Raw genomic sequence first — 12,858 nt, 5'->3', positions numbered from 1 at the left:
AAGCCAACAACTATAAATTGGAGATAGTAATGGAAACTTTACTGAGCTTTTCTGCAATCGCCGTAGGTATTATCGTCGGTCTTGCTTCTCTTGGTACAGCGATTGGTTTCGCACTGCTAGGTGGTAAATTCCTAGAAGGTGCTGCACGTCAACCAGAAATGGCTCCTATGCTACAAGTTAAGATGTTCATCATCGCGGGTCTACTTGATGCGGTTCCAATGATCGGTATCGTAATCGCGCTACTATTCACTTTCGCAAACCCATTCGTTGGTCAACTAGGTTAATCACCTTTAACTCGGGACGAGCGATTAGCGCTTGTCACTGATTAACACTAAGTCCAAATAGAGGGGTAGCTGTTGTGAACATAAACGCAACTCTGCTAGGTCAAGCAATCTCGTTTGCACTATTTGTGTGGTTCTGCATGAAGTATGTATGGCCACCATTGATGAAAGCGATCGAAGAGCGTCAGAAGAAAATTGCTGATGGCCTTCAAGCAGCAGAACGTGCTGCGAAAGACTTGGATCTAGCACAAGCCAACGCTTCTGATCAATTGAAAGAAGCGAAGCGCACAGCAACTGAGATCATCGAACAAGCGAACAAGCGCAAGTCTCAAATTCTTGATGAAGCTCGCGAGGAAGCTCAGGCAGAACGCCAGAAAATCCTAGCGCAAGCAGAAGCAGAACTTGAAGCTGAACGCAATCGTGCGCGCGATGACCTGCGCAAACAAGTTGCTACTCTGGCTGTAGCTGGTGCTGAGAAAATCCTTGAGCGTTCTATCGATAAAGATGCGCAAAAAGATATTCTCGACAACATTACTGCAAAACTTTAAGTCTGGGGGCGCATATGTCTGATTTGACTACTATCGCACGCCCCTATGCTAAAGCAGCCTTCGACTTTGCTTTAGAGAAAGACCAGTTGGACCAATGGGGCCAAATGTTATCTTTTGCTGCTGAAGTGGCCAAAAACGAACAAATGAACGAACTTCTAACCGGTTCGGTTTCTGCTGATAAAATGGCAGAGATTTTTGTTGCAGTTTGCGGCGAACAAGTTGATACGCACGGTCAAAACCTTTTGAAGGTGATGGCTGAGAATGGTCGTTTAGCGGCCCTTCCTGATGTTTGCACAGAGTTTTACACTCTGAAGAAAGAGCATGAGAAAGAAATCGATGTTGAAGTCATTTCAGCAACAGAACTTTCTGATGAGCAACTTGCAAACATTGGCAGCAAACTTGAAAAGCGTCTTGAACGCAAAGTGAAGCTGAATTGCAGTGTAGATGAGACCCTACTTGGTGGGGTTATTATTCGAGCCGGAGACCTAGTCATCGATGACTCAGCGCGTGGTCGTTTGAACCGCCTGAGCGATGCATTGCAGTCTTAATGGGGATTGGAGCATGCAACTTAATTCCACGGAAATTAGCGATCTAATCAAACAACGTATCGAATCTTTCGAAGTTGTTAGTGAAGCTCGCAACGAGGGTACTATCGTATCGGTAAGCGATGGTATCATCCGCATCCACGGCCTAGCGGACGTGATGCAAGGTGAAATGATTGAATTACCGGGTGGCCGTTATGCACTGGCACTTAACCTTGAGCGTGACTCGGTTGGTGCGGTTGTAATGGGCCCATATGCTGACCTTAAGGAAGGCATGAAAGTTACAGGTACTGGCCGCATTCTTGAAGTGCCAGTTGGTCCAGAACTACTAGGCCGCGTAGTAAACACGCTAGGTGAGCCTATCGATGGTAAAGGTCCAATCGAAGCGAAAATGACTTCGCCTGTAGAAGTGATCGCACCAGGTGTAATCGACCGTAAATCGGTAGACCAACCTGTGCAAACTGGTTATAAGTCAGTTGACTCAATGATCCCTATCGGTCGTGGTCAGCGTGAGCTTATCATCGGTGACCGTCAGATTGGTAAAACAGCACTGGCGATCGACGCGATCATCAACCAGAAAGACTCTGGTATTTTCTCTATCTACGTAGCAATTGGTCAGAAAGCATCGACTATCGCTAACGTAGTTCGCAAACTAGAAGAGCACGGCGCACTACAAAACACGATCGTTGTAGTTGCATCAGCTTCTGAATCTGCAGCGCTGCAATACCTAGCGCCATACGCAGGTTGTGCGATGGGTGAATACTTCCGCGATCGCGGTGAAGACGCACTGATTGTTTACGATGACCTATCTAAGCAAGCGGTAGCTTACCGTCAGATCTCTCTACTACTTAAACGTCCACCAGGCCGTGAGGCATTCCCAGGTGACGTATTCTACTTACACTCGCGTCTACTAGAGCGTGCAGCTCGTGTAAACGAAGAGTACGTAGAACGTTTCACTAACGGTGAAGTGAAAGGTAAGACTGGTTCATTGACTGCTCTTCCTATCATCGAAACTCAAGCAGGTGACGTTTCAGCATTCGTACCGACTAACGTAATCTCGATTACCGATGGTCAGATCTTCCTACAAACTGAGCTATTCAACGCCGGTGTTCGTCCAGCGGTTGACCCAGGTATCTCAGTATCTCGTGTAGGTGGTTCAGCTCAGACGAAAATCATCAAGAAACTATCAGGTGGTATCCGTACAGCACTAGCTGCATACCGCGAACTAGCAGCATTTGCTCAGTTCTCTTCTGACCTTGATGAAGCAACGAAGAAACAGCTAGACCATGGTCAAAAAGTAACAGAACTAATGAAGCAGAAGCAGTACGCTCCAATGTCTGTATTTGACCAAGCTCTAACTATCTTCGCGGCAGAGCGCGGTTACCTTGATGATGTAGAACTTAACAAAGTTCTAGATTTCGAGGCGGCTCTACTATCGTACGCTCGCGGTCAATACGCTGAACTAGCAGCTGAGATCGACAAGTCTGGCGCTTACAACGATGAAATCGAAGCTCAGTTGAAGAAACTGACTGACGACTTCAAAGCAACCCAAACTTGGTAATTAGGTCGGTGGCAGTTTCTGCCACCAACTAACGGAGAGTAACGATGGCCGGCGCAAAAGAGATACGTAATAAAATCGGTAGTGTTAAAAGCACGCAGAAAATTACGAAAGCGATGGAAATGGTAGCAGCTTCAAAAATGCGTCGTTCTCAAGATGCAATGGAAGCTTCTCGTCCATACGCTGAAACAATGCGTAAAGTGATCGGTCATGTGGCGAACGCAAACCTAGAGTACCGTCATCCGTACCTAGAAGAGCGTGAAGCTAAACGTGTTGGTTACATCATCGTTTCGACAGACCGTGGTCTGTGTGGTGGTTTGAACATTAACGTGTTCAAAAAAGCCGTTACAGACATACAAGCATGGAGAGAGAAAGGTGCTGAGATTGAGCTTGCCGTTGTTGGCTCAAAAGCAACAGCTTTCTTTAAACATGGTGGCGCAAAAGTTGCGGCACAGGTTTCTGGCCTGGGTGATAACCCAAGCTTAGAAGACCTAATCGGTTCTGTTGGCGTAATGCTGAAGAAATACGATGAAGGTGAACTGGACCGTCTATATGTAGTATTCAACAAGTTTGTGAATACTATGGTTCAGCAACCAACGATCGATCAATTGCTACCTTTGCCTAAATCGGACAGCGAAGAGATGCAGCGTGAGCACTCATGGGACTACATCTATGAGCCTGAGCCAAAACCTCTACTGGATACGCTACTAGTGCGTTACGTAGAGTCTCAGGTATACCAAGGTGTGGTTGAGAACCTTGCTTGTGAACAAGCGGCTCGAATGATTGCGATGAAGGCTGCAACGGATAACGCAACCAACTTGATTGACGATTTGGAACTTGTGTACAACAAAGCCCGTCAGGCTGCGATCACACAAGAACTATCGGAAATCGTTGGTGGTGCAGCTGCGGTTTAAGCTTAGGTAAAACGAAATAGTTTAGAGGATTAACGATGGCTACAGGTAAGATCGTACAGATCATCGGTGCGGTAGTCGACGTAGAGTTCCCACAGAGCAATGTACCTAGTGTATATGACGCTCTAAACGTAACGGACTCAAAAGAGCGTCTAGTTCTTGAAGTTCAACAACAGCTAGGCGGTGGCGTAGTTCGTTGTATCGTAATGGGTAGCTCTGATGGTTTACGTCGTGGAGTTGAAGTGGTTAACACTGGCGCTCCAATTTCAGTACCAGTCGGTACTAAAACTCTAGGTCGTATCATGAACGTCCTAGGTGACGCGATTGATGAGCGTGGTGAAGTGGGCGCGGAAGAGGTTTACTCTATCCACCGCAGCGCACCAAGCTACGAAGAACAATCAAACGAGATCGCACTTCTAGAAACGGGCGTTAAAGTAATCGACCTAATTTGTCCATTCGCTAAGGGTGGTAAAATCGGTCTATTCGGTGGTGCTGGTGTAGGTAAGACCGTTAACATGATGGAACTTATCAACAACATCGCACTACAGCACTCAGGTCTATCCGTATTTGCGGGTGTTGGTGAGCGTACTCGTGAAGGTAACGATTTCTACTACGAGATGCAGGAAGCGGGCGTTGTAAACGTTGAGAAGCCTGAAGAATCTAAAGTAGCAATGGTTTACGGTCAGATGAACGAGCCACCAGGTAACCGTCTACGTGTTGCACTGACTGGTCTAACAATGGCAGAACGTTTCCGTGACGAAGGTCGTGACGTACTACTGTTCATTGATAACATCTACCGTTACACACTTGCAGGTACAGAGGTATCGGCACTGCTAGGTCGTATGCCTTCTGCGGTAGGTTACCAGCCAACTCTTGCAGAAGAGATGGGTGTACTTCAGGAGCGTATCACGTCAACGAAATCAGGTTCTATCACGTCTGTACAGGCGGTATACGTACCTGCGGATGACTTGACTGACCCGTCTCCAGCAACAACGTTCGCGCACTTGGATGCAACGGTTGTACTTAACCGTAACATCGCTGCAATGGGTCTATACCCTGCGATCGACCCACTAGATTCAACATCTCGTATGCTTGATCCACTAGTAGTTGGTCAAGATCACTACGAAGTTGCTCGTGGCGTTCAGCAGACACTTCAGCGCTACAAAGAGCTGAAAGACATCATTGCTATCCTAGGTATGGACGAGCTATCTGAAGAAGATAAGCAAGTTGTATCTCGTGCACGTAAGATTGAGCGTTTCCTAACTCAGCCTTACCACGTAGCAGAAGTATTTACAGGTGACCCTGGTATTTACGTACCTCTAAAAGAGACTCTACGTGGCTTTAAAGGTCTACTAGCTGGTGAATACGACGACATTCCTGAGCAGGCATTCATGTACTGCGGTAGCATCGACGATGCTATTGAGAATGCGAAGAAGCTATAAGGCTAACTAGGAGGCGATATGGCAGCAATAACCTTTCACCTAGACGTAGTAAGCGCTGAGAAGAAAATCTTCTCTGGTCGTGTTGAAACGTTTCAGGTGACCGGTAGCGAAGGTGAACTTGGTATTTTCCATGGTCACACACCGCTGCTGACCGCTATCAAGCCTGGTATGGTGCGTATTGTGAAACAGCACGGCCACGAAGAAATCATTTATGTTTCTGGTGGTATGGTAGAGATTCAGCCTGGTACAGCGACTGTACTGGCTGATACCGCTATCCGTGGTGAAGAGCTAGACGCAGCTAAGGCAGAAGAAGCCAAGCGCCGCGCTGAGGAGCAAATCCAGAATCAGCATGGTGACATGGACTTCGCACAAGCGGCCAGTGAACTGGCTAAAGCCATTGCTCAGCTACGAGTTATCGAGCTGACAAAAAAGCGTCGCTAAGCTCAATTAGCAACGTTGCATGACAAAAGGCGGCCAAATGGTCGCCTTTTTGATTAATTTTAGTTGGAAATTTACCTTACTCCATTAACTATTTTAAAAGAGCTGTTTAAAATAACGGCCAATTAACATAAAACGTCAATAGGTTCTCAATGAAATTCAGTGCTGTGATTCTTGCTGCGGGTAAAGGTACCCGTATGCATTCGAACATGCCTAAAGTGCTACACACTTTGGCAGGGAAGCCAATGGCAAAACATGTGATTGATACATGTACTGGTCTTGGTGCACAAAATATTCACTTAGTATTTGGTCACGGTGGTGATCAAATGCAAACCACTCTTGCTGAAGAGCCAGTAAACTGGGTGCTGCAAGCGGATCAGTTGGGAACTGGCCATGCGGTTGACCAAGCATCTCCTCGCTTTGAAGACGATGAGAAAATCCTCGTGCTTTATGGTGATGTGCCATTAATCTCAGCCGAAACCATCGAGAGCTTGTTGGATGCTCAACCAACGGGTGGTATTGCACTGCTTACAGTGATGCTTGATAACCCAACAGGTTATGGTCGTATTATTCGTAAAAATGGTCCTGTTGTTGCGATTGTTGAGCAAAAAGACGCAACGGAAGAACAAAAGCAAATTAAAGAGATCAACACTGGCGTGATGGTTGCGACTGGTGGGGATCTTAAGCGTTGGTTGTCTGGCTTAAACAATAACAACGCGCAAGGCGAGTACTACCTAACTGACGTTATTGCAGCCGCACACGATGAAGGTCGCGCCGTCGAGGCAGTACACCCAGTAAACGCGATTGAAGTGGAAGGGGTCAACGACCGTGCTCAACTGGCTCGTCTAGAGCGTGCCTTCCAATCAATGCAAGCTCAGAAGCTACTAGAGCAAGGTGTGATGCTACGCGATCCAGCACGCTTTGATTTGCGTGGTGAGTTGCAGTGCGGTATGGACTGTGAAATTGACGTGAATGTTATCATTGAAGGTAAAGTATCACTCGGTGATAACGTGGTTATCGGTGCTGGCTGTGTACTGAAAGATTGCGAAATCGACGACAACACCATCGTTCGCCCTTACAGTGTGATTGAAGGTGCAACGGTTGGTGAAGAATGTACCGTTGGTCCATTTACTCGCCTTCGTCCTGGTGCTGAGATGCGTAACGATTCCCATGTGGGTAACTTCGTAGAAGTTAAAAATGCGCGTATCGGAGAAGGCTCAAAAGCGAACCACCTAACTTACCTTGGTGATGCTGAAATCGGTCAACGTACGAACATCGGTGCCGGTACGATTACTTGTAACTACGATGGTGCGAACAAGTTTAAAACCATCATCGGTAATGATGTATTTGTTGGTTCTGATAGTCAGCTGGTGGCGCCTGTCACTATCGCTGATGGCGCAACCATCGGTGCAGGCACGACGCTGACAAAAGATGTTGAAGAAGGCGAGTTAGTGATTACTCGCGTCAAAGAGCGCAAAATTAATGGCTGGCAACGCCCTGTAAAACAGAAATAAGCAGTACCTGCACTCTGTCGCTATATTGTCAAAGCCGCTCAACAAGAGCGGCTTTGTTGTTTCTAGCTAAAGGCTTCATCGTTAGTAACTGGGAATGGCGATGCGTTTTTCGAGCCAACGAACGGCTTGGGATACGAATAGAATGAGCAACAAGTACTCCAAAACGAGGAAGGTATAAATCTCTAGGGGTAAGTATTCATTCACCACCAGCTCATTGGCACGGCGAGTGAGATCGCTTAAACCAATAACACTGACTAAAGAGCTCATCTTGAGGATGTAGACAAATTGATTGCCCAGTGGCGGGAGAATTTGCCGAAACGCTTGAGGAAGAATTACCAAGCGCATCTTTTGCCAATAGCTTAAGCCCAAAGCTTCAGCCGCTTCATGCTGGCCACGACTGATGGCTTGGATTCCGCCGCGAAACACCTCCGCCATAAACGCACTCTCAGCAATGGTCAGTGCAATAACACCCGCCCAAAAGTGATTGAGTGAGACATCCAACAGCGTTGGCATGCCGTAATACACCCAAAGTAGTAAGACTAAAACAGGCACTGAACGGACTACCTCGACATAAATGCGGTTGATCCACTTCAAGTAGGGAGAGTTCGACAGAGCCGGTAGGGCGATGATTAAACCTAAGGTCATCGCAAATAACATACTGAGGAGTGATACTTGGATGGTGTCACTAAATCCGGCGATTAAAAACTTCAGATTGGTGAGTCCTTGCTCCGTGGAGGGATCGAGCACATACCAGCCCCATTGATAATCTGAGCAACCTGTGAGCAACAGCAGCGAAATCAGCCATAGAGTTCGAAAGGTCACATTTACTCCCTGAATTAACTAAAAAACTTCCATTGTTGCTGCTATGTTATCAATAGAGCTTTAATAAAGGTTAATCATTAAACCGTATAAGGTCATTATTTTTAAGGGAATAAAAATGAAAAAGATTTTACTAGCGCTAGGAATGTGTTTACTTGCTGCAACTCAAATTGCTCATGCTGAAAGCCGTCTTCAATCCATTTTAGACAGTGGTGTACTCCGTGTTGGAACGACGGGAGATTGGAATCCGATGACGATGAAAGACCCTGCAACCAACAGTTATCGTGGCTTTGATATCGACGTAACGACCGAGCTTGCTAAAGATCTCGGTGTAAAAGTAGAGTATGTAGCCACGGATTGGAAGACACTAGTCAATGGCATTACCGCCAACAAATACGATATTACTGGCAGCGCGTCCCTGAATATGTCGCGCGCGAAAGTCGCTGGATACAGCCAACCGTATTTCTACCTTGCCTTTGTACCCGTTGTGCAAAAGAAAGATCTCGCCAAATTCTCTGATTGGGCAGATTTTAATACGCCTGATGTGAAAGTCGCGGCGACACTAGGAACGGTGCAAGAAAAAATGGTGAAAGAGTTTTTCCCGCTGGCTCAACACATTGTGATTGAAGCGCCAGCGCGCGACTTCCAAGAATTACTAGCTCGCAGGGCCGATGTATCGGTGACGTCCAATGTGGAAGCAGCGACGTTGGTGGACAAGTTTAAACAACTGGCGATAGTACCAGTGACCGCTCCGCGTAAACCGACACCAATTGCGATGCTGTTGCCTCAAGACGATCAAGTATGGATTAATTACATCAACCATTGGGTTGAGCTGAAAAAGACCCAAGGCTTTTTCAAGCTGACTGCCAAGAAGTGGGGGTTGAAAAGCTTATAAACAAAAAGAGCCGCATTACGCAGCTCTTTTTTATTATCTGAACAATTAAAGTTCGTCTTCACTCACTACACGAGCATTGTCTGGAGTCGTGAAGTGCTGAGCCAATTCACGGTTAGATAATATGTAACCCATCCAAAGACCACCCATACAGATGATGATTGCAACGCCCGTTACCATTTGGGCTTGGCTTGCCATTGCAGCAACTAATGCGCTTGATAGACTGCTCACAGTAATTTGTAAGCTGTTTTGCAGGCCTGCAGCTGTTGCAGGGCTTTGCTTAGCACTTGCCAACGCGCGGTTTACTACGATTGGGTATAGCGCACCATTGGCTACCGCAATTAAACAGAAAGGCGCTAGAATTGGCCAGATAGAAGACAGTTCCCATTGTGAGGCAATGAATATCATTATTGCCGCGACACTAAATAGTCCAATCAATTGACGTAGAACTTTTTCATCACCAAATTTACGAACGCCGACTTTACCCAAGTAACCACCAGCCATAAACGCGATAGTTTGTGGGATAAAGCTCAAACCAATATCTTTTGCTTCATAGCCTAGTTGCGCCATGATTTCTGGCATACCAGTTAGGTAAGCAAAGAATGCAGCCGAAGCCGTCGCAAACATAAATACGTTGCCAAGGTATTTTTTAGAACTCAGCAGCGCTTTGATGTCGGCAGAAATACTGGTTTGTTTGATTTCTGCTTTCTCGTCTTTTTGGGCCATTGTCGCAAAGACCAAGAAGACACCAACTAGTGTTAGCGTAATAAAGATACTGTGCCAGCCGAAGTTATCTGCCAATACTACCCCTAATTGAGGTGCTAGCGCTGGTGATAGCGCGACTAACGGCATGATCGTTGCGAAAATTTGCTGACTGCTGCTTGAGTAGCGTTTAATGACCATGGCTTGCCAGATCACTGCTGGTGCACATACACCGATAGCTTGGATAAAGCGCAGTGTCAGTAGTTGCCATACTTGGTCACAGAAAGCCAAACCGAATGACGCGATAGTAAACAGCACTAACCCGGCCGCGAGTGTATTGCGGTGGCCAAATTTATCGGATGCCAATCCCCACATTAGCTGGCCAACCGCCATACCAACTAGGAATACCGTTAAAGAGAGCGCTATTTGCTCTGGGCCTGTTGCAAAGTCGATTTCCATCGCTTTGAATGCTGGAAGATACATATCGGTAGCAACGAAGCCAAGCATCGATAATGCTGCCAGATAAATGAGCTGTAGTTTTGATATTTTCATGATTCAACCAGTCAAATTATTTAATCATTTTTTAATCAACATCAGTTGGCGCCAACCCTGATTTATTTACCTTATTATTCTATTTTTCGATTTTAAGAAAATAAAACGCTAAAATTGTTGGTTATCAATCAAATTTTTTGAAAGGTTAAATCATGTTCTCTAAAGCGTCTCTGGAAATGCTGGATACGGTTGCCCGTTTAGGCAGTTTCACCGCTGCGGCTGAGGTGCTGCATAAAGTCCCTTCAGCCATCAGTTATGGAGTAAGGCAGGTCGAGCAAGATTTAGATGTGGTGCTGTTTCGACGCTTACCGAGGAAAGTGGAGTTAACTCCAGCAGGTGAACTTTTTATGGCTGAGGCTCGCTCTTTGCTGCGTCAAATGGAAGAGGTGAAAGCACAAACACGCCGAGCAGCTCAAGGATGGAAGAGCACGTTAAAGCTGACCTTAGATAACGTGGTGAAGTTAGAGAAGCTCAAACCTTTGGTGGAAGATTTTTATCGCGAGTTTGAATTTGCTGAATTGCAGATCAATATGGAGGTCTTCAATGGTTCTTGGGAAGCCATAGCACAAGGACGAGCTGATATAGTCGTTGGAGCCACGTCTGCGGTTCCCGTTGGTGGGGATTTTGAAGTCAAAGATATGGGCGTATTGGATTGGGCATTTGTGATGTCTCCCGCTCATCCCTGTGTTCGCCAACAAGTGCTTACTGAAGAGTTTGTGAGTCAATTTCCGGCGATCTGCCTTGATGATACTTCGAACGTGCTGCCAAAGCGCCATACTGGCCATTATCCGCAACAACGCCGATTGTTACTACCCAACTGGTACAGTGCAATTGAATGTTTGAAAAATGGAGTTGGCGTGGGTTATATGCCACGTCATATTGCAACGCCACTGATCAATGATGGTGTGCTGGTGGAGAAGGTGATGCCAGATGATAAGCCGCTCAGTCATTGTTGCTTGGTCTGGCGCAAAGATGATAATCATAAATTGATCCAATGGATGGTGGATTACCTAGGATCGCCTAATCAACTACATCAAGATTGGTTACAGTCATAAAAAACACCTCGCAATAGCGAGGTGTTTTATTTGATATGTTTGGAATGTGGCTTTTTATGACAGGAAGAACTTGTAAGACGGGTTGTCTGTTTCGTCTTTGCATTGATAGCCAAGTTCGCGTAAATGCGCAGAAAACTGAGCTAAATCTCCTTCATCTAACTCGAAACCACATAAAACGCGTCCGTAGTCGGCGCCGTGGTTACGGTAGTTGAACAAACTGATATTCCAGTGTGTGCCGAGTGTACTTAAGAACTTAAGTAGCGCCCCAGGATACTCTGGGAATTCAAAGCTGTAGAGGCGCTCTTTGAGTTGCTTCGATGGCTTCCCGCCGATCATGTAGCGAACGTGTAGCTTCGCCATTTCATCGTCAGAAAGGTCGACCACCGGATAGCCACCTTCACGTAGATCGTGAATGATGTTTTCCAACTCTTCTTGACCACCTTGCAGACGAACACCGACAAAGATATTAGCGAGTTCGTCATCGTTATAACGATAGTTAAACTCCGTAACTGCACGGCCGCCAATGAGGTTACAGAATTCAAAGAATGCTCCTTGGCGTTCAGGAATCGTCACTGCCAACAAACCTTCACGTTTTTCACCAAGCTCACAGCGCTCAGAAACATAGCGTAACCCGTGGAAGTTGGTGTTTGCACCAGACAGTACCGTACCTAGGTTTTTGTCTTTCAGCTTGTTCTGTTCAGCAAACTTTTTCAGCCCCGCCAGAGCAAGCGCACCCGAAGGCTCAGCAATCGCACGGGTATCTTCAAAGATGTCTTTTACGGCTGCGCAGATTTCATCACTAGAGACCGCAATGTGGCCATCAATGTACTTTTGGCACAGACGAAACGTCTCTTCACCAATGCGTTTTACAGCGACGCCATCGGCAAACATGCTGACCTGGTCTAGTACGACAGGTTCACCAGCATCCAGCGCGGCTTTTAGACAAGATGAGTCTTCCGGCTCTACGGCAATGACTTTGATTTCTGGCATTAACTGCTTCACGAGTACCGCAACACCAGCGGCCAAACCGCCGCCACCGACAGGAACAAAGATGTAATCAAGGTGACCATTTTGCTGCAGCATTTCCATACCGATGGTGCCTTGACCTGCGATCACCAGTGGGTGATCAAAGGGGGGCACAAAAGTATAGCCATATTGCTCTGACAAACGTTCGGCTTCTGCTTTTGCTTCATCAAAGTTGCTGCCGTGCAGCACCACATTGCCACCAAAGCTGCGTACGGCGTCGACTTTGATATCCGGCGTGGTCTTTGGCATCACGATGGTGGTTTTGATGCCCAGCTTAGTGCCAGACAGCGCCATGCCTTGAGCGTGGTTACCTGCCGATGCTGCGATGACACCAGCGGCTTTCTGTGCTTCAGTTAGGCTTGCCACCATGTTGTACGCACCGCGTAATTTAAATGAGTGCACAGGTTGGCGATCTTCGCGCTTGATCTGCACATTGTTACCAATACGTGCAGATAAACGAGGCATTTCTTGCAGTGGCGTCACTGTTGCTACTTCATAAACAGGTGCGCGAAGGATTTGGCGCAGATAGTCTGCGCCAGTTTGATTTACTTTCTTTTCGGGTTGAGATTCCATCATTG

General features: G+C 46.6%; 13 protein-coding genes. 10 read left to right on the top strand and 3 right to left on the bottom strand.

Annotated elements, in window-relative coordinates:
* The first annotated feature begins 29 nt into the window (after nucleotides 1-29).
* From atpE to glmU, 8 genes are all read left to right on the top strand, one after another.
* Entirely contained in the window at nucleotides 30-284 is a 255-nt protein-coding gene (atpE, locus tag FKN08_RS20525; RefSeq protein WP_002540812.1) for a F0F1 ATP synthase subunit C, read from the top strand.
* A gap of 74 nt (nucleotides 285-358) precedes the next feature.
* The gene (gene atpF / locus FKN08_RS20520; RefSeq protein WP_031780375.1) at nucleotides 359-829 is read left to right on the top strand and encodes a F0F1 ATP synthase subunit B; all 471 of its coding nucleotides are present in this window, start codon (nucleotides 359-361) and stop codon (nucleotides 827-829) included.
* A gap of 14 nt (nucleotides 830-843) precedes the next feature.
* Entirely contained in the window at nucleotides 844-1,377 is a 534-nt protein-coding gene (gene atpH / locus FKN08_RS20515) for a F0F1 ATP synthase subunit delta (RefSeq protein ID WP_005394085.1), read from the top strand.
* 13 nt (nucleotides 1,378-1,390) lie between these two features.
* Entirely contained in the window at nucleotides 1,391-2,932 is a 1,542-nt protein-coding gene (gene atpA, locus FKN08_RS20510; protein WP_005394084.1) for a F0F1 ATP synthase subunit alpha, read from the top strand.
* 44 nt (nucleotides 2,933-2,976) lie between these two features.
* Entirely contained in the window at nucleotides 2,977-3,843 is an 867-nt protein-coding gene (gene atpG / locus FKN08_RS20505; RefSeq protein ID WP_170892811.1) for a F0F1 ATP synthase subunit gamma, read from the top strand.
* A gap of 35 nt (nucleotides 3,844-3,878) precedes the next feature.
* The gene (atpD, locus tag FKN08_RS20500) at nucleotides 3,879-5,282 is read left to right on the top strand and encodes a F0F1 ATP synthase subunit beta (protein WP_005383849.1); all 1,404 of its coding nucleotides are present in this window, start codon (nucleotides 3,879-3,881) and stop codon (nucleotides 5,280-5,282) included.
* Nucleotides 5,283-5,300: 18 nt separating this feature from the next.
* Entirely contained in the window at nucleotides 5,301-5,723 is a 423-nt protein-coding gene (locus tag FKN08_RS20495; RefSeq protein WP_005378937.1) for a F0F1 ATP synthase subunit epsilon, read from the top strand.
* A gap of 149 nt (nucleotides 5,724-5,872) precedes the next feature.
* Nucleotides 5,873-7,234 (top strand): bifunctional UDP-N-acetylglucosamine diphosphorylase/glucosamine-1-phosphate N-acetyltransferase GlmU, encoded by a 1,362-nt coding sequence (gene glmU, locus FKN08_RS20490; protein WP_170892810.1) that lies wholly within the window; start codon nucleotides 5,873-5,875, stop codon nucleotides 7,232-7,234.
* A gap of 81 nt (nucleotides 7,235-7,315) precedes the next feature.
* Here glmU and FKN08_RS20485 read toward each other — a convergent pair whose 3' ends face one another.
* Nucleotides 7,316-8,056: an amino acid ABC transporter permease gene (locus FKN08_RS20485; RefSeq protein ID WP_170892809.1), complete on the bottom strand. Its 741-nt coding sequence runs from the start codon at nucleotides 8,054-8,056 to the stop codon at nucleotides 7,316-7,318.
* 115 nt (nucleotides 8,057-8,171) lie between these two features.
* On the opposite strand from FKN08_RS20485, the gene FKN08_RS20480 reads away from it, so the two are divergent.
* Nucleotides 8,172-8,948: a transporter substrate-binding domain-containing protein gene (locus FKN08_RS20480; protein ID WP_005394073.1), complete on the top strand. Its 777-nt coding sequence runs from the start codon at nucleotides 8,172-8,174 to the stop codon at nucleotides 8,946-8,948.
* A 45-nt stretch (nucleotides 8,949-8,993) separates the two neighbouring features.
* Here the strand turns inward: FKN08_RS20480 and punC are convergent, their stop codons facing one another.
* Nucleotides 8,994-10,199 (bottom strand): purine nucleoside transporter PunC, encoded by a 1,206-nt coding sequence (gene punC / locus FKN08_RS20475; RefSeq protein WP_170892808.1) that lies wholly within the window; start codon nucleotides 10,197-10,199, stop codon nucleotides 8,994-8,996.
* A gap of 152 nt (nucleotides 10,200-10,351) precedes the next feature.
* On the opposite strand from punC, the gene punR reads away from it, so the two are divergent.
* Nucleotides 10,352-11,254, top strand: a complete 903-nt coding sequence (punR, locus tag FKN08_RS20470) for a DNA-binding transcriptional activator PunR (protein WP_005394068.1) — start codon at nucleotides 10,352-10,354, stop codon at nucleotides 11,252-11,254.
* A gap of 54 nt (nucleotides 11,255-11,308) precedes the next feature.
* Here punR and ilvA read toward each other — a convergent pair whose 3' ends face one another.
* Nucleotides 11,309-12,856, bottom strand: coding sequence for a threonine ammonia-lyase, biosynthetic (gene ilvA / locus FKN08_RS20465; protein ID WP_104971093.1), 1,548 nt, complete (start codon nucleotides 12,854-12,856; stop codon nucleotides 11,309-11,311).
* Between the last annotated feature and the right edge of the window lie 2 nt (nucleotides 12,857-12,858).

The organism is Vibrio sp. 1-2 (7-a) (assembly GCF_013048515.1).
Lineage (GTDB): Bacteria > Pseudomonadota > Gammaproteobacteria > Enterobacterales > Vibrionaceae > Vibrio > Vibrio diabolicus.
The sequence above is the reverse complement of the archived record's forward strand: the minus strand, read 5'-3'. Positions and strand labels throughout refer to the sequence as shown.